At 58.9% G+C, this 25,305-nt stretch carries 26 protein-coding genes; 13 read left to right on the top strand and 13 right to left on the bottom strand.

Features of this window, described 5'->3' with window-relative positions; translation table 11 throughout:
* Nucleotides 1-51: 51 nt before the first annotated feature.
* Nucleotides 52-498, bottom strand: a complete 447-nt coding sequence (locus D0851_RS10730) for a flavodoxin (RefSeq protein ID WP_117618649.1) — start codon at nt 496-498, stop codon at nt 52-54.
* 81 nt (nt 499-579) lie between these two features.
* On the bottom strand, nt 580-1,683 hold the full coding sequence (locus D0851_RS10725; protein ID WP_117618648.1) for a GGDEF domain-containing protein: 1,104 nt from the start codon (nt 1,681-1,683) through the stop codon (nt 580-582).
* Between the two features lie 210 nt (nt 1,684-1,893).
* Between D0851_RS10725 and D0851_RS10720 the strand changes: the two genes are divergently transcribed.
* Together D0851_RS10720 and D0851_RS10715 are read left to right on the top strand one after the other, a co-directional pair.
* A complete protein-coding gene (locus tag D0851_RS10720) occupies nt 1,894-3,453 on the top strand; it encodes an inorganic phosphate transporter (RefSeq protein WP_117618647.1) in 1,560 nt (519 codons plus the stop codon).
* Between the two features lie 95 nt (nt 3,454-3,548).
* Nucleotides 3,549-3,815: a hypothetical protein gene (locus D0851_RS10715; RefSeq protein WP_117618646.1), complete on the top strand. Its 267-nt coding sequence runs from the start codon at nt 3,549-3,551 to the stop codon at nt 3,813-3,815.
* A gap of 132 nt (nt 3,816-3,947) precedes the next feature.
* Here the strand turns inward: D0851_RS10715 and panP are convergent, their stop codons facing one another.
* The 4 genes from panP to D0851_RS10695 form a co-directional block, all read right to left on the bottom strand.
* Nucleotides 3,948-5,624 carry a pyridoxal-dependent aspartate 1-decarboxylase PanP gene (panP, locus tag D0851_RS10710; RefSeq protein ID WP_117618645.1) on the bottom strand — a complete coding sequence of 559 codons (1,677 nt, stop codon included), beginning with the start codon at nt 5,622-5,624 and terminating at the stop codon, nt 3,948-3,950.
* Nucleotides 5,625-5,820: 196 nt separating this feature from the next.
* Complete coding sequence (locus tag D0851_RS10705) at nt 5,821-6,165, bottom strand: DUF503 domain-containing protein (RefSeq protein ID WP_117620360.1); 345 nt, start codon at nt 6,163-6,165, stop codon at nt 5,821-5,823.
* Nucleotides 6,166-6,367: 202 nt separating this feature from the next.
* Nucleotides 6,368-8,068: an isovaleryl-CoA dehydrogenase gene (locus D0851_RS10700; protein ID WP_117618644.1), complete on the bottom strand. Its 1,701-nt coding sequence runs from the start codon at nt 8,066-8,068 to the stop codon at nt 6,368-6,370.
* Nucleotides 8,069-8,070: 2 nt separating this feature from the next.
* Nucleotides 8,071-8,703, bottom strand: a complete 633-nt coding sequence (locus D0851_RS10695) for a TetR/AcrR family transcriptional regulator (RefSeq protein WP_117618643.1) — start codon at nt 8,701-8,703, stop codon at nt 8,071-8,073.
* A 272-nt stretch (nt 8,704-8,975) separates the two neighbouring features.
* On the opposite strand from D0851_RS10695, the gene D0851_RS10685 reads away from it, so the two are divergent.
* From D0851_RS10685 to D0851_RS10665, 5 genes are all read left to right on the top strand, one after another.
* Nucleotides 8,976-9,197: a hypothetical protein gene (locus tag D0851_RS10685; RefSeq protein ID WP_117620359.1), complete on the top strand. Its 222-nt coding sequence runs from the start codon at nt 8,976-8,978 to the stop codon at nt 9,195-9,197.
* Between the two features lie 158 nt (nt 9,198-9,355).
* The gene (locus D0851_RS10680; RefSeq protein ID WP_117620358.1) at nt 9,356-10,387 is read left to right on the top strand and encodes a lipase secretion chaperone; all 1,032 of its coding nucleotides are present in this window, start codon (nt 9,356-9,358) and stop codon (nt 10,385-10,387) included.
* A gap of 141 nt (nt 10,388-10,528) precedes the next feature.
* A complete protein-coding gene (hemB, locus tag D0851_RS10675) occupies nt 10,529-11,545 on the top strand; it encodes a porphobilinogen synthase (RefSeq protein WP_117618642.1) in 1,017 nt (338 codons plus the stop codon).
* A 67-nt stretch (nt 11,546-11,612) separates the two neighbouring features.
* Nucleotides 11,613-13,754, top strand: a complete 2,142-nt coding sequence (ppk1, locus tag D0851_RS10670) for a polyphosphate kinase 1 (RefSeq protein WP_117618641.1) — start codon at nt 11,613-11,615, stop codon at nt 13,752-13,754.
* A gap of 22 nt (nt 13,755-13,776) precedes the next feature.
* On the top strand, nt 13,777-15,066 hold the full coding sequence (locus tag D0851_RS10665; protein ID WP_117618640.1) for a DUF945 family protein: 1,290 nt from the start codon (nt 13,777-13,779) through the stop codon (nt 15,064-15,066).
* A gap of 50 nt (nt 15,067-15,116) precedes the next feature.
* Here the strand turns inward: D0851_RS10665 and coaD are convergent, their stop codons facing one another.
* The 3 genes from coaD to D0851_RS10650 all read right to left on the bottom strand — a co-directional run bounded on the left by coaD (nt 15,117) and on the right by D0851_RS10650 (nt 17,808).
* A complete protein-coding gene (coaD, locus tag D0851_RS10660) occupies nt 15,117-15,599 on the bottom strand; it encodes a pantetheine-phosphate adenylyltransferase (protein WP_117618639.1) in 483 nt (160 codons plus the stop codon).
* A gap of 283 nt (nt 15,600-15,882) precedes the next feature.
* The gene (locus tag D0851_RS10655; RefSeq protein ID WP_227539259.1) at nt 15,883-16,326 is read right to left on the bottom strand and encodes a GMC family oxidoreductase N-terminal domain-containing protein; all 444 of its coding nucleotides are present in this window, start codon (nt 16,324-16,326) and stop codon (nt 15,883-15,885) included.
* A gap of 36 nt (nt 16,327-16,362) precedes the next feature.
* A complete protein-coding gene (locus D0851_RS10650) occupies nt 16,363-17,808 on the bottom strand; it encodes a coniferyl aldehyde dehydrogenase (RefSeq protein WP_117618638.1) in 1,446 nt (481 codons plus the stop codon).
* Between the two features lie 192 nt (nt 17,809-18,000).
* Here D0851_RS10650 and D0851_RS10645 point away from each other — a divergent pair, with 192 nt between their 5' ends.
* Nucleotides 18,001-18,687: a TetR/AcrR family transcriptional regulator gene (locus D0851_RS10645; protein WP_117618637.1), complete on the top strand. Its 687-nt coding sequence runs from the start codon at nt 18,001-18,003 to the stop codon at nt 18,685-18,687.
* 188 nt (nt 18,688-18,875) lie between these two features.
* Here D0851_RS10645 and yihA read toward each other — a convergent pair whose 3' ends face one another.
* Nucleotides 18,876-19,523 carry a ribosome biogenesis GTP-binding protein YihA/YsxC gene (yihA, locus tag D0851_RS10640; RefSeq protein WP_117618636.1) on the bottom strand — a complete coding sequence of 216 codons (648 nt, stop codon included), beginning with the start codon at nt 19,521-19,523 and terminating at the stop codon, nt 18,876-18,878.
* Between the two features lie 177 nt (nt 19,524-19,700).
* Between yihA and D0851_RS10635 the strand changes: the two genes are divergently transcribed.
* The 3 genes from D0851_RS10635 (at nt 19,701) to D0851_RS10625 (ending at nt 22,020) form a co-directional block, all read left to right on the top strand.
* Nucleotides 19,701-20,309 carry a c-type cytochrome gene (locus tag D0851_RS10635; protein WP_117618635.1) on the top strand — a complete coding sequence of 203 codons (609 nt, stop codon included), beginning with the start codon at nt 19,701-19,703 and terminating at the stop codon, nt 20,307-20,309.
* 144 nt (nt 20,310-20,453) lie between these two features.
* Complete coding sequence (locus D0851_RS10630) at nt 20,454-21,089, top strand: thiol:disulfide interchange protein DsbA/DsbL (RefSeq protein WP_117618634.1); 636 nt, start codon at nt 20,454-20,456, stop codon at nt 21,087-21,089.
* Between the two features lie 70 nt (nt 21,090-21,159).
* Complete coding sequence (locus D0851_RS10625; protein ID WP_117618633.1) at nt 21,160-22,020, top strand: endonuclease/exonuclease/phosphatase family protein; 861 nt, start codon at nt 21,160-21,162, stop codon at nt 22,018-22,020.
* A gap of 65 nt (nt 22,021-22,085) precedes the next feature.
* On the opposite strand, the gene rpmG is transcribed toward D0851_RS10625, so the two are convergent.
* The 3 genes from rpmG to radC all read right to left on the bottom strand — a co-directional run bounded on the left by rpmG (nt 22,086) and on the right by radC (nt 23,381).
* Nucleotides 22,086-22,241, bottom strand: coding sequence for a 50S ribosomal protein L33 (gene rpmG, locus D0851_RS10620; RefSeq protein WP_008173465.1), 156 nt, complete (start codon nt 22,239-22,241; stop codon nt 22,086-22,088).
* Nucleotides 22,242-22,252: 11 nt separating this feature from the next.
* Entirely contained in the window at nt 22,253-22,489 is a 237-nt protein-coding gene (gene rpmB / locus D0851_RS10615) for a 50S ribosomal protein L28 (RefSeq protein ID WP_091988362.1), read from the bottom strand.
* Nucleotides 22,490-22,706: 217 nt separating this feature from the next.
* Nucleotides 22,707-23,381: a RadC family protein gene (radC, locus tag D0851_RS10610; protein WP_117618632.1), complete on the bottom strand. Its 675-nt coding sequence runs from the start codon at nt 23,379-23,381 to the stop codon at nt 22,707-22,709.
* Nucleotides 23,382-23,567: 186 nt separating this feature from the next.
* On the opposite strand from radC, the gene coaBC reads away from it, so the two are divergent.
* Together coaBC and dut are read left to right on the top strand one after the other, a co-directional pair.
* Nucleotides 23,568-24,770 (top strand): bifunctional phosphopantothenoylcysteine decarboxylase/phosphopantothenate--cysteine ligase CoaBC, encoded by a 1,203-nt coding sequence (gene coaBC, locus D0851_RS10605; protein WP_117618631.1) that lies wholly within the window; start codon nt 23,568-23,570, stop codon nt 24,768-24,770.
* Complete coding sequence (dut, locus tag D0851_RS10600; protein ID WP_117618630.1) at nt 24,767-25,228, top strand: dUTP diphosphatase; 462 nt, start codon at nt 24,767-24,769, stop codon at nt 25,226-25,228. Before coaBC ends, dut begins: the two co-directional genes overlap by 4 nt.
* The last annotated feature ends 77 nt before the right edge of the window (nt 25,229-25,305 follow it).

Here is a 25,305-nt window from a genome sequence, read left to right as displayed (position 1 = left end):
TAATGGCTCAAGTCGGTGGCAGGACCGGTTACGCAAATTTGTGTAATCCGGTCAGATCTGGCTAAGCCAGTCCCGGGCCCAGGGCAGTGCGTCTGCTTCAGGCTCCATGGTTTCCAGGGAGTCAATGCGCAGGGTATCACCAACCTTGCGGGCCGAAGTCTCGTACAGCGCTTCCTCCATCAGTTCACCGGCGCCGCAGAAGGTGTCGCCGTAGGAGCTGTCGCCCAGAACGATCACGCCGAAGGGTCGGCCCGGTTGCTGTGGCAGCTGATCCCGCAAATCCAGATAGAACGGCAGCAGGTTCGGTGGCAGCTCGCCCTGCCCGGTGGTGGATGTGCAAACCAGAAGCGGGTCATGGTTCGAGGTGATGTCTTCCAGCGCCGCGCTTTCCAGCAAGGTGACCTGATGTCCGTCGGTTTCCAGATCCTTCTTGATTGCCCGGGCTGTCAGTAGCGCGCCGCCGTAGACGCTGCCCACCAGAATACGGATGGCTGTCATTGGTTTACCTGTTCAGTGTACTGGGTTCAGACCATAGGGTCCCGTGGTGGCGCACGATCATAACGGGAGCGTTTGGCGGGCTCAACTCACGGGCTTAACTGGTGGGTCAGTCTCCTGACTGCGCACTCGTGGCGCGATTCGGTTGCGGCCGGATTCCTTGGCACTGTACAGGTTTACATCGGCTTGTTTAAGCAGGTCGTCCAGGGATCCGGCCTTGGCAATAGAACAGACGCCGGCACTGATGGTGACCGGCAGGCTCTGCCCCCTGAACCGAAACGGCTGCCTGGCTACCCTGGAGCGAAGCCTTTCTGCCAGGGTCAGTGCCTGGAGCAGGGAAGTGTCGGGGAGGAGTACCAGAAATTCTTCGCCACCCCACCGGGCCGCCACATCGGTTTGCCGGATTACTGTTCTCATCAGCGCAGAAAATTCACGGAGCACTTCGTCACCGGCATCGTGCCCGAACTGATCGTTGATGGTCTTGAACAGGTCAAGATCAATCAGGGCAATGGAGAAGTGGTGCCCGGAGCGCAGGTAGCGGGAAAACTCCATGGCCAGGCGGTTTTGCATGTCCCGGCGGTTGGACAGCCCGGTGAGCTCGTCGGTTCTCGCCGCATACTCGTGGGTTTCGGCAAGCGCCACCAGCTCATTGCGGGCCTTGAGACGGCTGGCTTCAAGGACAAAACAGAAAATTGATTCGAAGGTGAGGGTGGCAAAGAAGCGGATCTTGAAGTCCATGCTGTATTCCGCAGCCACCAGTGGCAGGCCGGGAAACTGGAACACCACAACGGCAATGAGGTAACAAAACAGCAAAACCGCCGTGCCGGTTTTCAGGTCGGTGAGGTAGAACAGCAGGGGCGGAAATACATAGAACCAGAGGGGGCCGGTATTGCTCTCGCCGCCAGAGGCCATCAGATAGGTAAACAGCAGGCCGACAATGACAATCAGCCCGCCTTTCTGCCTTGTCTGGTCGCCGGTGCGGGCAAAATACAGCATGTTCAGGCCGATCAGCCCGATAAACGACCAGAGCACCCAGGCGTGGGTTGTGTGGCCTGCGAACCAGGCCTTGGCGCCGATTCCGACGAGAAAGGCTATGGCAGTGACCGACAGCCAGGTGAGCAGGCGCGAGACCTGGAAGTCTTCCCGTTCGCCGGCGGCGATCTGGCCGGAGGAGGTTGGTTGGGACATGCAAGCCTTATTCTTGGTGTTTTTGTAATTTAGACGCTTTTAGCCCGGATTATGAGTGAAGTTAGTGAAATTTTGCAGTCCCGTCTGTGATGTGTTTAGCCTGATTGAAATATGACCGTTTTATTTCAATTTCATGTCAAAGATTTTATAGTTGCGGCGCGGCAAAGCTCGCTCCCCTTTTTTCACAGACTAAACGAGACCTGATCTGTTATGGCCCGTTCGAGCGGATTCCTGGATACCCTCCTTACCAGCCCTACCACGGAACGATACAGGGTCGGCATCAGCCTGCTTTTCCTGCTTGGAATATGGCTGACTGTCGGATCATTCAGCCAGGGAATGCCGAACAGCATGTTGCTGATGGCCGCCGCGGTTATTGGCGGGTACATGGCGATCAACATCGGCGCCAATGACGTTGCCAACAACGTTGGTCCGGCGGTGGGGTCCGGGGCCCTTTCACTGGGCGCGGCGGTTGTGATTGCTGCTGTTTTTGAAGCGGGCGGTGCGATCATTGCCGGTGGCGATGTGGTCTCTACCATCAAAGGCGGCATTATTGATCCCTCAACCCTGGAAGATGGCCGGGCCTTTGTCTGGCTGATGACAGCGGCCCTGCTGGCCGGCGCGCTCTGGCTGAATCTGGCCACCTGGATGGGCGCGCCGGTATCGACGACCCACTCCATTGTTGGCGGCGTGCTTGGTGCCGGCATTGCTGCCGGCGGCTGGGACATTGCTGACTGGGCGGTGATGGGCAAGATTGCCGCGAGCTGGGTTATCTCACCGGTGCTGGGTGGTGCCCTGGCGGCGCTGTTCCTGTTCGTGATCAAGAAGACGGTGCTGTATCGCAAGGATGTCATCCCGGCGGCGCGCACTTTCGTGCCCTGGCTGGTGGCTATTATGGCCTGGGCGTTCGGTACCTATCTGATGGTCAAAGGGGTGAAGAAAGTCGTCAAGGTAGACTTTCTTGAGGCTACGCTGATCGGTCTTGCGGCAGCGGCTGTGGTGTTCTTCGTGATGCGTGCACTGGTGGGACGACTGGCATCAACCATGGAGAACAGCTCGACCGGAGTGAACACACTGTTTATCTGGCCGCTGATCTTTGCAGCTGCGCTGCTGAGCTTTGCCCATGGTGCCAATGACGTGGCAAACGCCATCGGTCCGCTGGCAGCCATTAACGATGCCCTGTCGACCGGAACGGTGATCACCTCGGCCAGTATTCCGCTATGGGTCATGATGGTAGGTGCTCTCGGCCTTGCCGTTGGCCTGATGCTGTTTGGCCCGCGCCTGATCAAGACGGTTGGCAGCGAAATTACCGAACTGGACAAGACCCGGGCCTTCTGTATCGCGCTGTCTGCCGCACTCACCGTTATTCTCGCTTCCCAGCTGGGCCTGCCGGTCAGTTCCACCCATATCGCGATTGGTGGTGTATTCGGCGTTGGATTCCTGCGGGAATACCTGAAATCCAACTATGTGACTCAGCTGCACAAGATCATGGAGCACCACGATCCTGCCGAGCAGGAGCGCCTCAAGCCGTTCCTCGACGACTTTCGCAACGCCTCTGTCGAGGAAATGGAAAACCTGCTGAAGCAGGCCAAGAAGAAAAAACAGGTGCCGCTGTCCAAATCCGAACGCAAGCGGCTGAAAAAGATTTACCGGGAAGAAATGGTCAAGCGCTCCCACCTGGTGCGGATTGCGGCGGCCTGGATCATCACCGTGCCCGCCTCGGCCATTATGGCGGCCATCCTGTTCTTCACCCTGCGCGGCCTGCTGGTCTGATGCGTCGGGCTGGTTGTAACAGACCAGTTTGGCCATACTATGCAGAAAGTACGGGGGCTATGCCCCCGAGGATCCATTTGTCCGGGGAGTGAAGTATGAGTACATCGAGTGAGAGCCGTCAGGCGAAGATGATTGATGAGCTTCGGGTATTCATCAAGAAGGTGTTGAGCGATCCGACCATTGCGGTCAAATCCATGGAGATTGCCCGCAAGCATCGGGGTGAGCCGAATGCCGAGGAGATCATTGCCCGGGAAATCAGTGCCAACACCACCATCCGGATTCCCGAGAACTGGAGTGAGGCGGACCGCATGTTCCTGGATATCATCCACGATGTTCTGGATGATGAAGAGGCGCTTTACTGACCCGGCCCCGAACTCAGAGCGATTGGGCCAGAGCCCTGGCCCAATTGCGGTCTAGGACTGAACCCACCTCCATGGCTCCGCACAGCTTTTGAAACGTCCCCCAGCCGGCTCACCTGGCATTTACAGTCGCCTTCATGCTTGCCGGGCGTTGGGAGTTACCTGTTTCAATACTGCATCCGCCATCTGATGCAGTATGTTTATTTCGTCCTGGATTCCCTCATCCGCTGACAGTTCCCGTTGTTCAGCCAATATGTCCGCCAGGATGTCCTTTGTGGTCAACGGGTTTGCCAATACCACCCGGAACACGATGCAGGGGAAGTTGAAATAACGGGCGGGTTCCAGTCGGGTCCGTGAGACGAACGCCTTGCCCCGTTCCCGCTGGGTTTTCTGGATGAACTTGGTGATCCGGTTCAGGCAGGTGTTAAGCTTTTCCGCCTGCAATGGATCGGCACATGCCAGTGCTTCCTGAACGTTCCCCGGGCAATAGCGATAAGTCAGGATGTTCAGTTCCGGTCGGGTGACCAGCTCGAAATCCGGCTCTGCTTCGATCATTTCCGCAAAGGTTTTGGCCTTGTCGATGCCCTGGTCGATCAGGATCTCGTAGCCCTCTCTGGCCAGGATTTTCAGGCCGGAGTGGATGAGCATGGACATGCCGGGCCGGGAGCCTTCGAGGGTGGTGCTGCCGAGGTCCCGGGAGCCTTTCCGGATGATGTACTGGGCGTGGTGTTCGACCGCGCTGGCCAGGCTTGGGTCCCGGAACACGACCAGGCCCACGCCCATGGGTACATAGAGCTGTTTGTGGGCGTCGAAGGTGACGGAGTCCGCTTTTTCGATGCCTCGCAGCAGGTGTTTGTAGGTGCGTGAGAACAGGGTCGGCCCGCCCCAGGCGGCGTCTACATGGAAGTGGGCGCCGAATTCCCGGGCGATGTCAGCCATGGCATCCAGTGGGTCGACGTTGCCGGTTTCGGTGGTGCCGGCGACGCCGCAGATGGCCATGACCTTGATCTTCTGACGCTGCAGTTCCAGGCATTTGTCCCGCAGGGCGTCGGTCTGGATTCGGTTTTCGTCGTCAGTATCCACCGGAATCAGGGATTCCCGGCCCAGACCGAGGACGTCGGCGGCCTTGCGCAGGGAGTAATGGCCGCGACGGGAGGTCACGACGGCAGCGCCCTCGTAACCGTAGTATTTCAGGGCCCGGAACAGGCCTTCCTGGTGCAGGCCACGGAAGCTGCCTTCGGCGGGGAAGGCGCGGTTGCGGGCTACCCAGAGGGCGGTCAGGTTGGCTACGGTGCCGCCGGAGCACATGGCGCCCAGGGCATGGCGGGGATCGTGCATCCACTTGCGATAGAAGGCGCCGTCCTCCTGGTAGACCAGTCGGTGAATCATGCCGAGGACCTGGCGCTCCATGGGGGTGAACGCCTTGGAGGTTTCGGTTTTGACCAGGTTCTGGTTCAGGGCAATCATGATCTTGGACAGCGGCAGCATAAAATAGGGCAGCGCTGAGGTCATGTGCCCGATAAAGGCCGGGGAGGCGGTGTGAACGGAGTTGGCGACCAGTTTGTCCAGGAGGAACTGGGCCTGTTCAGACACGAAGACGGGTTTTTCGGGGATGCTGTAATCGGAAAAGTCTTTCTCCACATCCGACAGGTCCCGTTCAACCGCAACAATGTGCTCCTGCAGGAAGCCTGTAAGGTTGCGGGAGATGTTCTGGTCAATCCGGCTCAGCGTGGATTCCGGCGCCTCGGGCACCGTGAATACGCGATACATGGCCTCAACCGAGGCCTGGGCGGATTTTTTCTTTCCGGTCATAGGCGCCACTCACACTCAGTGGTCATCCGGAGGGCCGGTTCCGGATGCCCTGCGGATACGGCCGGCATTCATGTCCGGCATTGGTTTCTGGTCACCTGCCCCTGGCAGGCGCACTGGCATCCCTGAGGGGCCGTAGTATACGACCTGGCGACAGGTTACGCCACATATGGCCCCTGCCCGGGGTGTTGTGTTCCGGTCAGAGTATTTCCCGGTGTATGTCCAGTATGGCAGCATCCACCCGTTCCTGGATGGCTTTTTCGACTTGGTCGAGGCGTTGGGTGATCTGCCGGGAGGAGGTGCCCAGGGCGGCGATGGTCCAGGTGGCGCGATCCAGGGCATCCTGATCGGCGGTTTCGGCCACGGCCAGGTCGGGTTCTTTGCCCCAGACGGCCTTCAAGGCGGTGAAGACTTTGCGCTTGGCTTTGAGATCTTCGCAGCCGTAGAGTTGGAAATGTAGTGTCAGGACGCCTACGTGGGGCGTGATTACTGGCTGTTGGGGCTTTTGGCCTTCCCTCAGGAGTTTTCTCAGGGCTTCTGACATGGTTGGTTCCGACTTTGGTGCCTGAACCGGCGGGGGTTGGCTTTCCAAAACACGCTCCTTACGGCACATCCCTGTGACGCTTGGGCTCCGCCATCCATGGCTCCGCACAGTTTTGGAAAGCCAACCCCCACCGGTTCGCATAGTTCTCAGTAGGCTTCTGTTGCCTTGGCCGTCGTTCGTTATAGCGCCGACAACAAATACATTAGCCTACTACAGGCGTTGCCCGTTTGATAATGGCTGCCGGGTCGGTGCCGGAGGGCAGGTTGCCGTAGTTCATGCCACCGCCGGACTGCAGGCGGGAGGCGCAGAAGGCGTCGGCTACGGCTCTGTCGGAGTGGCGCAGAAGCAGGGACGCCTGCATGACCAGGGCCATCCGGTCGACCAGGTTGCGGGCGCGGTACTGGAAGTCGCTGATGTCGGCGAAGTCGTGTTGCAGTTGCGCCAGGAACTGGTCGAAGCGTCGGTCGGCGCCTTTGGCTTCGGCGGCTTCTTTGAAAAAGGCGTCGAGGGTTTCGGGTTCTTTTTGCAGGGCGCGGAGGGTGTCCAGGCACTGGACGTTGCCGCTGCCTTCCCAGATGGCGTTGACGGGGGATTCCCGGAACAGGCGGGGCATGATGCAGTCTTCCATCACGCCGCTGCCGCCGATGCATTCCATGGCTTCGTAGGCATGGTTCGGGGTGCGTTTGCAGATCCAGTATTTGCCGACCGGTGTCGCCAGGCGGGCCAGGAGGCGTTCGTGTTCCTTGTCCTGGTTGTCCAGGGCGCGGGCGATTCGCATGGTGTAGGTCAGTGCGGCTTCGCTTTCCAGGGCCAGGTCGGCGAGCACGTTCTGCATCAGCGGTTGTTCGATCAGGCGGTTGCCGAAGGCGCTGCGGTGGCGGCAGTGGTGAGTGGCCTGGGCCACCGCCTGGCGCATACCGGCGGAGCTGCCGATCATGCAGTCGAAGCGGGTCATGGCGACCATTTCGATGATGGTGGCTACGCCACGGCCTTCTTCGCCCACCATCCAGGCGAGGGCGCCGCGCAGTTCGGCTTCGCTGGAGGCGTTGGCGATATTGCCCATCTTGTTTTTCAGGCGCTGGACCTGCCAGGGGTTCTTGGTGCCGTCCGGGCGCCAGCGGGGCATCAGGAAGCAGGATAGTCCACCCGGTGCCTGGGCCAGCACCAGGAAGGCGTCGCACATGGGGGCGGAGACGAACCATTTATGGCCCACCAGTTCATAGGCCTGGCCGGGGCCTTCGGCACCCACCGGGTAGGCTCTGGTGCTGTTGGCCCGGACATCGCTGCCGCCCTGTTTTTCGGTCATGGCCATGCCGATGGTGACGGAGGTTTTCTGGCTGTCCGGCAGGTTGCGTGGGTCATAGCGGTTGGCGAGGATCCGGGCTTCCCAGTCCGCCGCCAGTTCCGGCTGTTTCCGGATGGACGGGATGGCGGCAAAGGTCATGGTCACCGGGCAGCAATGGGCCGCTTCCACCTGGGAGTGCATGTAGTATTTGGCGGCGCGGGCCACGTGAGCGCCCTGGCCGGGCTGGCTCCAGGGGCTGCTGTGCAGGCCGTTTTCGAAGGCAATCCGCATCAGTTCATGGTAGGCCGGGTGGAAGTCCACTTCGTCTATGCGGTGGCCGAAACGGTCGTGGGTATTGAACACCGGCTTGTTGGCGTTGGCGCGAAAGCCCAGGTCAATGGTTTCGGCGGCGCCGGCCAGGGCGCCGAATGCCTTGAGGTCTTCGGTTGCGCTTCCGGCACCCTCTCGGAGAGCGGCTTCCTGCAAAGCAGTGTCCTGCTCAAACAGGTTATAGTTCTCCAGAGCCGGGGGCTGGTTGAAGACCTCGTGGGTGGTGGCCAGGTAGCGATCCTCCTGGTCGGTTGTTGGCATCTGGGGTCTGGGTTGCCGCGCGTTCATTGCTACCTCCTGGTGCCGGTCAATCCCTGTATGCAGAAGCGGATGATGGAATCGACCAGCGGGTCGTTGTTGTCAGTTGTTGCGCAGGCAGTCTGGCTGGTCTGGGTTGGCGACAGCGGGCCAACCAGGCTTTCTGCAATGGCACCGACCAGGCAGGTACTGCTCTGGCGTGCGTCCTGATCCGGTATGCACTTTTCTGCGATGCCTTCCCGGATCGCTTTCTCAAACAGGCTGGCGTAGGCCTTACGGTACGCCAGCCGCTCCTCTTCAACTTTCGGATCCACCGGCTCGGCAATCAGTGACCAAGCCATCATCGGGCCTTTCAGGGCCCGTTCGGCGAACTGTCTCAGGGCCCGCTCAAGCCGTTCGGCTGCGTTTCCTGTGGTGGCCAGTGCTTCGGCAACCTTGTCCACTTCCCGCTGGGTTGCCAGCCGGAATATTTCCGCAAACAGGTCTTCCCTTGACTCGAAGTGCCGGTAGATGGTTCCCGTGGCGACGCCCGCCAGGTCAGCAATACGGGTAACTCTCGCGCTTCGGAAACCACCCTCGGCAACGCACCGGTAGGTGCATTCCACAATCCGCTTTCGCGCCTCGGCCTTACGCTGGCGCATTTTCTCCGTTTCCCGATAGGCCATTCCGGCTCCCTATAAGTAGTGAATCATCATTCATTCTTTGTGTCAATTCTTCAGGCTCTGGATAGATAATAAATTAAACCTTTTAATTCATTGCCTTATTAATGGTTACAAAAAATTACAAAAAAGTCGTTGCCGGTCAATGGCGTGGTCACAAAAAGCAGATTATAAAGACGCCAAGACGAGGCCGCAGGCGGTCGTTCGTCGATACGGAGTGAGGTTCCCTGCGGGGTCGCAGCACTCGACCATCTGTTTTCGTTGATGGAGAAAAGATGATGAGTGAATTCGACGAAAGCAACCTGGAGCAGTCCGGAAGCTGGACCAGCGACAGTGATGACAACCATTCCATTGCCGGCCGTGCACGGATTCGCGCACAGTTGCAGGCAGACATTGATGCTTTCCTGAGCCAGGGCGGCAGGATACAGGAAGTCGATACAACCTTTCGTTCTGATTGCCCGCGCAAGGTGGAAGTCGGGTTCAACAACCGCTCCCTCTGAACGCCGGTCAGGCAAGCCGGGGCACTGCCCCGGCTCTGTTTTTGATCCCTGTCTCGGTACGACCTGCCAGCCTGGTTTATCCTCGCCCGATACCATCCTGTCCTGTTAAACCGGGGCAAGGCGCCAGTCACCCGATGATTCCGGATCCGCCCTTGGCCATGAAACCCCTTATCCGATTCTGCGTTGCATTGTCAGTGATAATAGCAGTTGTTGTCGCATTCTGGCTGTTCACCACCGATTCACAGGAAACCACCCCACCCGCCAATTCTTTCAATCAGGGTGGGCAAACGGTCGTGGTGGCGGAACAAGGGGCTTCCGGCGGGCAGAATGCCCCCTCGAAGCTGGTTGGCGGGTCGTCGGCAGTTACTGTCCCGGAAACCTTGCCGGCTTCCCTGGCAGGTACATCTGTTCCGGGCGGATGGGCCAGAACGGACCGGTTAGGCAATTTGATACCCACCCCGCATTTGCGCCAGATGTTCGAGTATTTTCTTTCCGCCCTGGGAGAGGAGTCACTGCACCAGCTGGTGGCCCGTATCGAGTCCGCCCTGGCGGCGCTTGAGGAACCAGCGAGATCCCAGGCCCTGGCAACCCTCGGCGCTTATCTCGATTACAAGCTGGCCGTTTCGGAACTTGAGCAGGCCTATGGCGATGCGACTGGCCTTGGCCTGGATGAGACGCTGCGACGGATGTCTGAGGTCCATGCCCTGCGCCGAACCTGGCTGGATGCCGCTACCGCAGAGGCCTTTTTCGCCGATGATGAAGCGGTAGACCGTTTTCAGATGGAGAAACGCCAAATTGCCCGGGACGGGAGCTTGACGGCTGAAGAGAAGGCCGAAGCCCTGCGCAAGGCCGAATCATCGTTGCCGGAACCGCTCCGCGAGGCCCGGGAAGAAACCCGTCAGTTCGCCGAGTATGAACAGGTGCGCCAGCAGCTGGCAGGCGATCCCCGGGCACTGCAGGCCTGGCGGCAGGAGGTGTTCGGCGCGGAAGCGGCGGACCGGCTGGCGCAGCTTGAAAAGGAACAACAGGAGTGGGACCAGCGTTGGCAGGTGTACTCCGTGGAACGGAACCGTCTGATGTCGTCCGGGTTGGCGGCACAGGAGCGGGAAGAGGCGCTGGATCGCCTCAGGGCCCGCCACTTCAATGAAACCGAACGGATCCGTGCCGAGGCGCTGGATTCCATCCGGTAATCGCCCTGTCATCAAATCGGATTAACCTGCTGGGCGAGCCTGCAACCGGCGGCGCTGGCCGTGTATGATGGTGCAGAGGGCGCCGGACCGGCGCCGGGAATATTCATCAGACGTTTTGTTCAGTCATTCAGGAGGTTGTCCGTGCCGATTCCGACTCCCCGTGCTTTCCCCGCTGCCCGCCTGCGCCGCAACCGGGCCAGCGATTTTTCCCGCCGGCTGGTTCGGGAAAACCAGCTGACACCGGGCAACCTCATTTATCCGGTGTTCGTGCTGGAAGGCGAGGGCCAGCGTGAGCCGGTGCCGTCCATGCCGGGGGTTGAGCGCCTGAGTATCGATCTTCTGGTCGATCAGGCAGCGGAGCTGGCAGAGCTGGGAATTCCTGCCGTTGCCCTGTTTCCGGTGGTGCCCGCGGAGAAAAAGAACCTGTCCGGTTCCGGCGCCTGGGATTCTGACGGCCTGGCCCAGCGGGCTGTCAGGGCCCTGAAAAAAGCGCAGCCGGAGTTGGGCGTGATCACCGATGTGGCGCTGGACCCGTTTACCACCCACGGCCAGGACGGCATCATTGATAACGAGGGTTATGTGCTCAACGATGTGACCGTCGAAGCGCTGGTCAATCAGGCGCTTTCCCATGCCGATGCCGGTGCCGATGTGGTCGCCCCCTCGGACATGATGGACGGCCGGGTTGGCGCCATTCGGCAAGCGCTGGAAAATGCCGGCTATGTGAACACCCGAATCCTGGCCTATTCTGCCAAGTATGCATCCAGCTATTACGGCCCTTTCCGTGACGCGGTGGGTTCGGCCGCCAACCTCGGCAAAGGCAACAAGTCCACTTACCAGATGGATCCGGCCAACAGCGACGAGGCATTGCACGAGGTGGCGATGGATCTGTCCGAAGGTGCCGACATGGTGATGATCAAGCCCGGTATGCCGTACCTGGATATTGTGTACCGGGTGAAAACGGAACTGCGGGTGCCCACATTTGTGTACCAGGTCAGCGGTGAATACGCCATGCACATGGCGGCGGCACAGAATGGCTGGCTGGATGAAGAGGCGGTGATGATGGAAAGCCTGATGTCGATGCGTCGGGCTGGCGCCGACGGGATCCTGACCTATTTTGCCGTGCGTGCCGCCCGCCTGATGCGGGACCGGCAACGCTGACAATCGATACAAACCAATCGCCGGCGTGCAACACAGCGGCGGTGAGCAACACTGAAACCGAGGAAACATGACAGCGGAAACGGTCAAGAATCAGACAAAGGGTGGTGAGCTGAGTGTGCCTGCGCCGGTGGAAGTTCCCCCGGTGGGCGAAGAGGTCAACCTGGACGCCAGTGAAAACTACTTCAACCGGGAGCTGAGCCAGCTCCAGTTTAACTACCGGGTGCTCAAACAGGCTCTGGATACTACCCACCCGCTGATCAATCGTCTGATTTTCTGCTGTATTTTCAGCAGCAACATGGATGAATTTTTCGAGATTCGTGTCGCGGGCCTGCGTCAGCAGATGAAGTATGGCCGCGAGACCATTGGCGCCGATGGCATGATGCCGGACCAGGCACTGGCGGAAATCAGCCGCGTTGCCCATGACTATATCCATGAACAGTATGACATTCTCAATAACGTACTCATTCCTGAAATGGAGCAGCAGAACATCCATTTCGTGCGTCGCCGGGAGTGGACCCCGCAGCAGGCCGAATGGGTTCGTAACTATTTTGAGGAGGAAATTCTGCCGGTTGTCAGCCCCATCGGGCTGGACCCCTCGCACCCCTTTCCGCGCCTGGTCAACAAGAGCCTGAACTTTATCGTGGAACTGGACGGCAAGGATGCTTTTGGCCGTGAAACCGGTATGGCGATTGTCCCGGCCCCCCGGTCGCTGCCGCGCCTGGTGCGACTGCCGGATGATGTATGCGACGGCGGAGAAAACCTGGTGTTCCTGTCCTCCATGATCCACGCCCATACCGACGAGCTGTTCCCTGGCATGGAAGTGAAAGGCTGCTACCAGTTCCGGCTCACCCGTAACGCCGACCTTGAGCTTGAGGACGACCTGGAAGACCTGGCTTCGGCCCTGCGAGGGGAGCTGCTCAGCCGGCGTTTTGGTGATGGCGTGCGCCTGGAGGTGGCGGATAACTGCCCGCAGGAACTTGTGCAGTTCCTGCTGACCGAGTTTGGCCTCACCGAACGGGATCTGTACCAGGTCCATGGCCCGGTGAACCTGACTCGGCTGATGGCCGTGGGTGGTCTGGTGGATCGGCCGGACCTGACCTATTCCGGCTTCTCGCCATCGATTCCCAGGCAGATCCGAAGCAAGGACTCGATGTTTGACGCCATCCGCAAGCAGCCGATACTGCTTCTGCATCCCTATGAAAATTTCAGCCCGGTGGTGGATTTGCTGCGCCAGGCGGCCAAGGATCCCCAGGTACTGGCCATTCGCCAGACTCTCTACCGGACCGGGGCGGATTCCGAAATTGTCGAAGCGCTGGCCGATGCCGCCCGGCGCGGCAAGGAAGTGACCGCCGTTATTGAGTTGCGGGCCCGTTTCAGTGAGGCAGAAAATCTGGAACTGGCGAGCCGGCTTCAGGAAGCCGGGGTGATCGTGGTTTATGGCGTTGTCGGCTACAAGACCCACGCCAAGATGATCCTGATCGTACGCCGGGAGGAAGGCCGGCTGCGGCGCTATGTGCACCTGGGCACGGGTAACTATCACGCTGGCAACGCCCGCCTGTACACCGATTACAGTTTCATGACCTGTGACGAATCCATCAGCGATGACGTCAATAAGCTGTTTCAGCAACTGACAGGCATGGGCAAGGCCCTGAAGATCAAGAAACTGTTTCATTCCCCGTTTACCCTGCACTCGCGTTTGCTCAGCCTGATCGAGCGGGAAGCCGGCTATGGCGAGAAGGGCCGGATTATCATCAAGTTCAATGCCCTGACCGAGATCCAGATGATCAAGGCCCTGTACCGGGCGTCCCAGGCGGGCGTGAAAATTGATCTGATCATCCGCGGCATCTGTTGTCTGCGCCCCGAGGTACCGGGCCTTTCCGATAACATTCGGGTAAGATCCATCATTGGTCGCTTCCTCGAACACACCCGGGTCTATTACTTCGGTAACAACGGCCGGCCCGATGTTTACTGCTCAAGCGCGGATGGTATGGAGCGTAACCTGCTGAGCCGCGTGGAAACCGCGTTTCCCCTGGACGACCCGGCCCTGGCGGCCCGTGTTCGCGAAGACCTGGATACCTATCTGGCGGATAACTGCCAGTCCTGGGTGTTGCAATCGGACGGCAGTTACATCCAGAACCAGCCCGCCGAAGGTGAGGAGCGCCTGGCGTCCCAGCTGGTGTTGCTGGAACGGTTGACTGGAAAAAACTGATGTCCCGGACGGAGAGCGCATTTTGAATGCCAAATGGATGATTGCCGGCGCCGGAGTGCTGGTTGTGGCCGGTGGCCTGCCGTGGGTGGTGGGTTATGTCACCGAACAGCAGTGGCAGCGGGCAACGGCAGAGGTCAACAGTACTCAGCCGTTCCTGAAGTTAGAGACAGAAGATTATCGCCGGGGCATTCTCGGTTCAGAGCTGAGCGGCTCAGTCAGCCTGTTGAATCCTGAAACCGGTGAGTCCAATCGGGTGGCTTTCCGGGCGGATGTTACCCATGGGGTGACAGGCAGCCTGATGAACTTTGAGCCGGCCGACGGTTGGTCCGCACCGGGTATGGACTGGTTTCCCGTGGAAGACCCCAGGCTGACCCTGGAGACTCGGCTCTGGGGTACCGCGACCCTTGAGCTCGAAGTGCCGGGTATGTCTGTTACTGACGCCGGGACAGGCGAGTCCCTTGACACCAGCGGCGGGCTGGCGAGGATCGAAATCAGTGACGCGGGCTCCAGTGCAGAGGCACTGGTGGTCTGGCCCGCGCTGAGGTTGTCTGGCCCGGAGATGGATGTCCGTGTCAGCGACTTCCGGATGGAGCAAACCATGAATCACCTTTCCGGTGAGATCTGGACTGGCTCCGGAGAGGTTGTGGTCGAATCGGTGTCTGTCACGCCCGATCAGGAGCAGCCGGTTGCTCTGAACGGCATCTCTGTTCAGAGCAGCAGTGAGTCGGTCAACAATGGTGGGCGACTGGATTCGCGTGTGGCCTTCGAGGTTGCCGATATTGCGCTTTCCGAGGAAGCTTATGGCCCCCAACGGCTGGTATTCGCCTTGGAGGGGCTGGATGTGGCAGCCTGGAGTGCCCTGACAGAAAGTCTGTCGGCGATGCAGGCACTGGCTGTTACTCAGGCTTCGGGCGATCAGGACCGGTTTGACCAGCAGATGGCCGCCATGGAGCAGATGAATGCCGCCGTACGGGATTTGGCCGCGGCCGGCTTTTCCGTGGGTTTTCCGGAGTTGTATATAACAACGCCGGAAGGCGCGGTAACGGGAAGCGCCCGGATTTCCCATCCGGAGCTGACGGCGGATCAGAAAACCGAGATGCTGATGGTGATGCAGCGCCTGACCGGCGACATGAATCTGAGCCTGCCCCTGGCCCTGGCAGAGACGTATCCGGAGCTGCGGCTGCAGCTGGCGCCCCTGATCAAGCAGGGTATACTGGTTCAGGAGGGCGACAGGCTGGTGCTGGATGCGCAGGTTAAGGATCTGATGGTTGATGTGAACGGCGTGGAAATTCCATTACCACCGCTGCTCTGAATCGTGGGTCAGGAACAAAAAAGCCCCGTTGTCGGGGCTTTTTTGTTCCCTCAGGCCCGTTCAAACTTCTGTTTCAGGGCAGCCTCTACCACTGGATCGACGAATTCAGACACATCGCCGCCCAGGGATGCGATTTCCCGGATCAGGGTGGAGGAGATGTAGGACAGGTGGTTCGCGGGTGTCAGGAATACGCTTTCCACCTCCGGGGCAAGCCGGCGGTTCATGTCTGCCAACTGGAATTCATACTCGAAATCGGAGACGGCGCGCAGGCCGCGCAGGATCACGGTGGCGCCCTGCTCACGGACAAAGTCCGCCAGCAGGTTGCTGAAGCCGGTGACGCTGACATTGGGGAGATGCGCGGTTGCCCGGCGGACCAGTTCACAGCGCTCTTCGAGGTTCAGAAGCGGCTGTTTCTTGGGGTTGTAGGCGACGGCAACGACGATTTCGTCAAACATGCGGCCGGCCCGTTCGATCAGGTCGGTGTGGCCGTTGGTGATTGGGTCGAAGGTGCCCGGGTAGACGACTTTAGGCATGCACAGCTCCTTTCTTTGCAAGGGCCTAGGATAGCAGAATTTTTCGCCATCTGTAGGTGGCTTCCAGGGCTTTGGGAGGTGCGTGTTGGTTATGCGGGTATGGCCGGCAGGAAGGGCTTATCCGGGAAACGCTACAAGCACATCCATGTGCGCTTGAGCGAAGCCATCCCTGGCTTCTCACATTCCCGGATAAGCCCTTCCTGCCGACCTGTCGATCTCCGTGCTGGCATCCCCGATGGAAACTAGGCGCTCATTGGCCAGCAATGCCAGCAGCCTGTCGGACTTAAGGCTGATCTACTGTGCCGGTGGGGAAGATCGAGGCGTCGTGGATGCTGAGATTTCTTACGTGGTGGTGTTCGCCAAAGCCGTTGCGGAAGTTGAATTCGTCCGAGTAGACGGATTGGGGCGCGCCGTAGAACGGGTCCACCTGCTGGGGCATCTGGGCGACGGTGGCGTTAACGGGGTGGATGAAGGAACCTTTGCCAATGCGCTGGTGGGGATCCGGGATATAGGACCTCAACAAGAGACCTGGCGAGCCGATGGCACTCGCCGCGACCACGAAGTGCCGGGCCCTGAGGGTCACGTTCACGCCGGTTGGGGTGACCCCATCGGCGGCCAGGGCAGCAGCCTGGAGGTGGCTGATCCGGTCCTGGTTCATCACCAGTTTGTCGGCCCTCAGGCTGTGGAACAGCCGGGCGTTGTTGTCCAGGGTGCCGACCGCACTCAAGCGGCCGGCCGGCCCCGAGGAACGCAGACTAAGGTTTTAGCGGATAAACAACTTATAAACCATCTTGTGTGTCGCCGTGCCATGGGGCGCATAAACAAACTTGCCGCTGTTGAACTTCTGCTTGGTGAAAATGGCCCGGTGATGGGAGAAGGTCAGGAAGCCTTCGCGGCCATGGTAATGGCCCATCCCGGAATCCCCGACGCCACCAAACGGCAGATCATCCTGAGCCACATGCATCAGCGAATCGTTGATGCACATGCCGCCCGAGTGGGTGTTATCCACAACATGCTGCTGCTCGGTCTTGTCATAGCCGAAGAAATACAGCGCCAGCGGCCGCGGCCGGTCATTGATGTAATGGATGGCTTCATCCAGGCTGCCGTAACTGACCACCGGCAGAATCGGGCCGAAAATCTCATCCTGCATTAGTTTCATGTCCGGCGTGGTTTTCAGAGCCAGCGTCAGCGGAATCTTGCGGGTACCGTCCTTCATGTTTTCCCGGGCCGGATTGACCTCCAACAGCTCGGCACCCTTTTCCCGGGCATCATCCAGGTAGCCCTGCAGCCGATCGTACTGGCGTTCATTGATGATGGCCGTGTAATCATCGTTGTCCCGCAGGCTCGGATACATTTCCGAGAAGCGGGCCCGGAATTCATCGACAAAGGCCTGAACCCGGTCTGCCGGGCAGAGCACGTAATCCGGCGCCACGCAGGTCTGCCCTGCGTTGAACGCCTTGCCGAAAGCAATGCGCTGGGCGGCATCTTCCATCGGCACATCCGGTGACACCACAGCCGGCGATTTGCCACCCAGCTCCAGGGTGACCGGGGTCAGATTTTCCGCAGCCGCCCGCATGACCAGCTTGCCCACGGTGGTGGAGCCGGTAAACAGCAGGTGATCAAACGGACGCGACGAGAAGTCCGCCGCCACATCCGCCTCGCCATTGATAACCGAAACCAGGTCCCCGGGGAGGCTGGCCTCAATCAGCTCCCTGAACAGCGCCGAGGTGTGCGGCGTGTATTCCGACATCTTGATCATGGTGCGATTGCCCGCTGCCAGGGAAGCGACCAGAGGCCCCACAGCCAGATACAGTGGATAGTTCCAGGGCACGATCACACCGACAACCCCTTTTGGCTGGTAGTGAACCTTGTTGCTGGCCGGTTGGAACAGCACGGATACGTGTCGTTTGGAGGGTTTCATCCAGCCACTGAGGTGCTTCAGGGTGTAATTGATGCCCTGAATGGAGGGCATGACCTCGGCGATGAGTGATTCGTCCTTTGAGCGGCAGCTGAAGTCGCGGTCGATGGCGTCCAACAAACGGTCCTGGTTGCTCAGCAGTACCCGCTTGAGGCGTTTCAGGTTCTCCTGACGTTCGGTCAGGGAAGGCATGGGATTGTTGCGGAACGCCTTTTTCTGCTCCTCGAACACCCGGTGGGTGTGCTGGATCTGTTTCTTGCTCTCGGTGAGCTGAACGACAGTGGCTCCCATGATGATCTCTCCTCTGTGGTGCCGCCCTGAATCAGTCGGCAGCCGGTTATTCCTGGCATTGCACGATTGGCGAAAAATTGTGCGATTTGCGTCTGGAGCTATTATTAGAGTATATACTCTAGTGAGTCAAGCGAAGGCAGGTGGCGAATCGGGCCATCTGTGAGCTGCACAACAACAAACGCCGACGGGCCTATGAAGACAAGAGACAAGATACTGCTCTCCAGCCTGGAGCTGTTCAACGAGCGAGGTGAGCGCAATATCACCACCAACCATATTGCTGCGCACCTGGCTATTTCGCCGGGCAACCTTTATTACCACTTCCGCAACAAGTCGGACATCATTTACGAGATCTTCCTGGAATACGAAAAGCTGGTGGATTTCTATCTGGATATTCCGGAAGACCGGGCCATGACGCTCGAGGATATGACTTTCTACCTGGAGTCGGTTTTCGACGGCCTCTGGAGTTACCGGTTTTTTCACCGGGACCTGGAGTACTTGCTGGATAGCGATCAGCGCCTGCGAAAGGACTACCGGGAGTTTACCAATCGATGTCTGGTGTCGATCAGTCGGATCTTCGAAAAGCTGGCAGAGGCCGGAATCATTGAGCCTCAGGAAGAAGATCTGCGGTCGGCCATGTCCCTGAACGTGTGGCTGGTGATCACTAACTGGATGGCATTCCTGAAAACGGCCCATGCGGAGGAGGAGTCGGCCAGCCTGACGCTCACTGAACTCAAACAGGGTATCTACCAGGTGCTGACCCTCGAGATTCCTTACCTGACCCCGGCCTACCGGGACCGGGTGATGGCGCTGAGGGAGAAATACCGGCCGGCACTTCACGACAGGGATGATCTGGGTGTGGACGAGGCACTGTGTAAGTGAAACCCGGAGGTCTGGTCAAAAAATGATCTGGCCTGGAACTTTCGTCGAATACCATACTCAAAGAAAAAGACGTTGGGAATTCGGACATTCCTTGCGTCTCCTGAGTGCGATCTCAGGTTTTAGCACGTCGCAAACCCTGACGTTTCACCGGTCTGCTTTCTGGCAGGCCGGTTTTTTTATGTCCTGTTTCAGGCCGTTACATCATCATCGGTGCCATTATCTTCCAGCCAGTCAGTCAGTGCCTCCTGGCATTCGTCGACGCCTCGTTTTGAGGTTGCCGAGAACATGATCAGGTGTTCCACACACTGAAACCCTGAAAGCTTTTTGGCGATGCCCATCATGCTGGTTTTGGCCTGGCCAAACTTCAGTTTGTCGGCCTTGGTGGCCAGAATCATCAGCGGAAGGTTGTTATGCTCGCACCATTCCACCATCATTTGGTCAAAATCGGTCAGCGGGTGGCGGATGTCCATCACCAAAACCAGCCCACGCAGGCAGCGACGGTCGTTCAGGTAGTGCCCCAGATGCTGTTGCCAGTCATCCTTCATGTCTCTGGAGACCTTGGCATAACCATACCCGGGCAGGTCCACCAGGCGGCACTGCTCCCGGTTGAGGGAGAAGAAGTTGATCAGGCGGGTGCGGCCAGGGGTTTTGCTGGTTCTCGCCAGTTTGCCGTTTACTGTAATGGCGTTGAGTGCGCTGGATTTGCCGGCGTTGGAACGGCCGGCGAAGGCGACTTCCGCACCGATATCCGGTGGGCACTCATCCAGACGGGAGGCGCTGACCAGGAAACGGGCGCTGTTAAAAGAGACGGTTTTTTGAGTCAGATCAGGGTCCACAGTGGTTGGCTTTCCTTTGCATTTCAGTTATCAGGGATTAATGTATAATGCTACACCAATTCCGGGCGGCGCGCTGTGCGTGACCGCTGGCAGCCCCGGTTTTGAGCCTGAGTGCTCAGCGCCTGCTGGCTGCATAGCGAAGAATACCCTTAAAAAGATGAGAGAAGCGGAGCGGGCATGAAAAAACTGATCGCAGGAGTTGTTCTTGGCGTTGGCCTCGTAGCGATGGCGCACGGGGCAGGAGATTCTCAGGCAGGCGAACAAAACGCAGCGGTATGTGCTGGCTGTCATGGCCAGGGCGGTGCCAAGCCGGTAATGGGCGTTTACCCTAAGCTGTCTGGTCTGGGCGAAAAGTACCTGTATAACCAGTTGGTGGCTATCAAGGAAGGCGAGAGGGTCATTCCTGAGATGACCGGTCTGCTGGGCAGCATGTCCGATCAGGATCTGCAGGACCTGGCGGCGTACTTTAACGAACAGGACATGGTTGTCAGCCAGGCGGACCCCGAGCTGGCTGACAAGGGGGCGGCACTATACCGCGGCGGTAACATGGCCACGGGTGTGCCGGCCTGTGCCGGTTGTCATAATCCTCGGGGCAACGGCAACGAGCCGGCCGGTTATCCGGCTCTGGGTGGCCAGAACGCTGAGTACGTGACGAAGCAGCTCAAGGCCTACCGTGAAGGTGCCCGCAGCACCGGTGCCAATGCGGCCATTATGATGGATGTAGCGTCAAAGCTGACTGATGCTGAAATCGAAGCGGTCTCCAGCTACATTTCCGGTCTTAACTGATCTGTTGGGTTTGCGACAAAAAACCCCGCCTCGTGCGGGGTTTTTTGTCCCTTTCGATTTCGTAACCGCGAGCGTGTGGAACTTATCAGGTTCGCTGGGTCATAATTCTTTTATTGGCGACATTCAAATAACCGGAGATTCCCCATGTTTCGATCTTTCAGAGCGGTTTTCCTGCTGCTATTGGCTATGTCTGTCCCTGGCCTCGCCAGTGCCGCAGAGTGGAAGGAGGGTACGCATTACGAGCGCCTGGATACGCCTGTGGCTACAAACAGTCAGTCAGGGGTCGAGGTGGCGGAGGTGTTCTGGTACGGCTGTCCGCACTGCTACAACTTCAAGCCGCTGATTGAGAACTGGGAGGCCAATGCACCGGAATACGTCAATTTTGTCAAAATTCCGGCCGCCCTCGGACGGAACTGGGAACCCCACGCCTATGCGTTTTATGCCCTGCAGGCCATGGGGGAGCTGGACAAGGTGCACGATGCCCTGTTTGATGCCCTCGCCGGCGAGCGCCGTCCGCTGAATACCCCGGAAGCCCTGGCTGATTTTGTCGCAGGGTACGGTGTGGATCGGGACGAGTTTCTTGCCAATTACAAAAGCTTTGGCGTGAATGCGCTGATGCAGAAGGCCCAGGCCAAAATCCGTGGTGCGCGGGTTACCGGAACACCGACTATGCTGGTAAATGGCAAGTACAGGGTCACTGCGTCCATGGCTGGCAGCCATGAAGCTGTTCTGGAAGTGCTGGACTACCTTGTTGCCAAAGAGCACGACAACGCCGAATAGGTGTCTCATTATTGAGAGTTGAGACTGAAGCCCGAATACCGGGAACAGCTGGCCGGTTGAGACCGCCATTATGTACAAGCATATCCGAAAGCAGTTGAATGGCATTCTGGGGCGGGCCGGCGGCCCCAGGGGTGCCTGCTCCGGAACCGAACATGTGCCGGAATTCGAACCACACCGACACATTCGCCTGCTGACGTTCAATATTCAGGTGGGTATCAATACCTCCTCTTATCGCCATTACCTCACACGGAGCTGGCAGCACTTCCTGCCTCACCGCAACCGTATCGGGAACCTGGATCACATTGCGTCGCTGTTGTGCAACTACGATGTGGTCGCCTTGCAGGAATGCGACGGTGGCAGTTTGCGCAGTGGCTACATCAATCAGGTGCAGTATCTGGCAGAGGCCGCGGGCATTCCCTACTGGTACCAGCAACTGAACCGCAATCTCGGCCAGATCGCCCAGCACAGTAATGGTCTGCTAAGCCGATACCGGCCGCTGGATGTGACCGAGCACAGGCTGCCGGGGCTGATTCCCGGCCGTGGGGCCATCATTGCCCGCTATGGAACCGAACATGACCCGCTGGTACTGGTGTTAATGCACCTTTCCCTGAGTAAGGCAGCCCAGCAGCGACAACTGGGTTATATCCGGGAGCTGATTGCGGACTACCAGCATGTGGTTCTGATGGGGGACATGAACGCCCACGCTGAACAGTTGCTGACCCAGACGCCTCTGAAAGAGACCAATCTGGTGCCTCTGCCGGATACCGCCCACAGTTTTCCCAGTTGGCGACCCGAGAAGGCCCTGGATCACATTCTGGTGAGCCCGTCCCTGGAAATCCGGCGCTCGGAGGTGGTGAGCTATCCGATGTCGGATCACCTGCCTATCGCCATGGACGTGGCGTTACCCGAGGGTTACCTGAAGAAGTTCTGAGCGGGGTTGGTTCACAAAAAAAGCCCGGCACATTGGCCGGGCTTTTCTGGATGCCGGATCAGGAGTTACTTGATCTTGGCTTCCTTGTACGCAACGTGCTTACGGACAACCGGATCGTACTTTTTGATCTCGATTTTTTCCGGCGTGTTACGCTTGTTCTTCTTGGTCGTGTAGAAGTGACCAGTGCCTGCTGAAGATACCAGCTTGATTTTCTCGCGCATGATGCGGCTCCTTAAAATTTCTCGCCGCGGGCGCGAAGATCGGCCAGCACAGCGTCAATGCCTTTTTTGTCGATGATGCGCATGCCCTTGGTGGATACGCGCAGCTTCACGAAGCGCTTCTCGGACTCAACCCAGAAACGATGGTTCTGCAGATTCGGCAGAAAACGACGACGAGTGTGGTTCATCGCGTGGGAAACGTTGTTACCGGACAGCGGACGCTTACCGGTAACCTGACAAACTCTGGACATACTTGCCTCCGACCTGAGCAATGGTCTCAAAAATACGAATTCGTTTTAAATGCGTCTCTGGTTGCTAAGGAGCCGTTACGCTCCCATTCGCGCCTCTAAACTGAACGCTGCTCGCCAGACGCCGCCAGAAAGGGACGCTTTTATACCAGAACTGACCCCCCAACGCAAAAAATTGTTGGGAATTTGGCCGGTTTTCCGGTATTCGCGCTCACTGTTCTTACATCAGCCCCCGTTCAGCCAGTGATATTACCTCACCGTGGCCAACAACCATATGGTCAAGAACCCTGATATCCACCAGGCCGAGGGCCTCCTTCAGGCGACGGGTCAGAGAAATGTCAGCCTGGCTGGGCTCTGCTACGCCGGATGGATGGTTGTGTGCGAAAATAACCGCCGCTGCGTTGTCCTCCAGGGCCTGTCGCACCACCTCTCTGGGATACACGGCAGCGCCGTCGATAGTGCCCCGGAACAGTTCCCGGTATTGGATGACCCGGTGCCGGTTATCCAGGAACAGACCGGCAAATACCTCGTGCGGGTAGGTGCCCAGGCGACTGGTCAGGAACCGGCGGGTGTCTTCCGGTGAGCGCAGGGGGTCCCCCTGGCGAAGTGGCTCGTCCATGACCCGGCGGGCCATTTCCATGGCAGCCTGAACCTGGGCGTATTTGGCGGTTCCCAGGCCTTTTACCTCACAGAACTGGCGGCGGGATGCGGCCAACAGGCCCCGAAGCCCGGAGAATTCATCAACAAGGTGGCGGGCCAGCGCCATAACCGGCATGCCGGTGGTCCCGGTGCGCAAAAAAATAGCGAGCAGTTCGGCGTCGGAGAGGGTTTGCGCGCCATGGGCGAGCAGACGTTCCCTCGGGCGTTCGTCCGTGGGCCAGGCGGGATCTGTCATAGGGGCTTCCTTGCGTTGGGTTTTGTGATCGAGTGCTTCCTGCACCGAGACGGCGGTCTCAGGGTTACAAAGGTTACTTTAAAAAGTAACAATCGGTAAACGTATGTTCATTGTCTGTGGGCTGTCGGTGCCGCCGGAGCATGCTATCTTAGTAAGCCTTTCTTTTTATGTGGAAACGGAGCCTCTATGGCCGCCAGACGAATCCTTCTGGGAGTGACCGGTGGTATTGCCGCCTACAAGAGTGCCGAACTGGTGCGCCTGTTCAGGAAAGCGGGCCATGAGGTCAGGGTGGTGATGACCCGCGGCGCGGAAGCCTTTGTAACACCGCTAACGTTCCAGGCGCTCAGTGGCGAGCCGGTGCGCACCTCCCTGCTGGATCCAGAGGCAGAAGCGGGCATGGGCCATATTGAGCTGGCCAAATGGGCCGATCAGGTGATCATCGCCCCGGCGTCCGCGGATTTCATTGCCCGGTTTGCCCAGGGTATGGCAGATGACCTGCTCACCACCGTGTGTTGCGCAACCGAGGCCCCCATCGCGGTGGTGCCGGCCATGAATCAGGCCATGTGGAGCAATACGCGTACCCAGAGAAATGTCCGGTTGCTCGAGGAGGATCCGCAGGTTGCATTGTGGGGGCCAGACCAGGGGGAACAAGCCTGTGGCGATACCGGCCCCGGGCGGATGCTGGAGCCGGAGGCTATCCTTGGTTTTTTGGATGCCGGTAACGGCACGGCACTGACCGGCAAGCGGGTGGTAATCACTGCAGGCCCCACTCGCGAACCCATTGATCCGGTCCGGTACATCAGTAACCACAGTTCCGGGAAAATGGGCTATGCCCTGGCCAACGCGGCCCGCGCGGCGGGTGCCCATGTGGTCCTGGTCAGCGGTCCGGTCACCCTTCCGGCACCTGCCGGAGTTGAGGTGCGCCGTGTGTTAACGGCAGAGGATATGTTGCGGGAAGCCTCCGGGGCGGTGGATGAGGGGTGTGACCTGTTCATTGCCACCGCGGCGGTGGCCGACTACCGGCCGGAAAAGTGCGCCGGTGACAAGATCAAGAAATCCAGTGACACCATGTCGCTCTCGCTGGTGCGCAATCCCGATACCCTGGCGACGATTGCCGGGCGTACCGATGCGCCGTTTACCGTGGGCTTTGCCGCGGAAACAACCGATGTGGAACGCTACGCCACCGATAAAATGCAACGCAAAAAGCTCAATATGATCGTGGCCAATGATGTGGCGGCCCCCGGCCTGGGGTTCAACAGTGAGAATAATGCGGTCACCGTGTTCTGGCCCGACGGTCATGAGTCGATCGGGCCGGACAGCAAAACGAACATTGCCCGGCGTCTGGTGGCGATGATTGGCGACCATCTTAACCAACAGGATCCTTCATGAGCAGGAAAAATCTTCAGGTACGCATTCTGGACGATCGCATCGGCAACCAGATTCCCTTTCCAGAGTATGCAACCGCAGGCTCTGCAGGCCTTGATCTGCGTGCCTGTCTTGATAAACCGCTGACTCTGGAGCCCGGGGATACGCAACTGATAGGAACGGGGCTGTCCATTCATATCGCCGATCCGTCCCTGGCGGCAATGATCCTGCCGCGAAGCGGTCTTGGCCACAAGCACGGTATTGTTCTGGGCAACCTGGTAGGGCTGATTGACTCGGATTACCAGGGCGAGTTGATGGTCTCCTGCTGGAATCGTGGGCACAGTTGTTTCACCGTGGACGTGGGCGAGCGTCTGGCGCAACTGGTGCTCGTGCCAGTGGTTCAGGCGGATTTTGAGGTGGTCACCGAATTTGATGAAAGTGTGCGGGGTGAGGGCGGTTTTGGTTCCACCGGTACGCGGTGACAGGGAGGCCGGCCACGCAGAGTCAGGCGCCGGCGTCTATACTTTGCGGATAATGCCCTGTCCAGGACGAAAAAATC

The organism is Marinobacter sp. Arc7-DN-1, from assembly GCF_003441595.1.
GTDB classification, from domain to species: Bacteria; Pseudomonadota; Gammaproteobacteria; order Pseudomonadales; family Oleiphilaceae; genus Marinobacter; species Marinobacter metalliresistant.
Note: the sequence above shows the minus strand (reverse complement) of the source record. Positions and strands in the feature narration are given on the sequence as shown.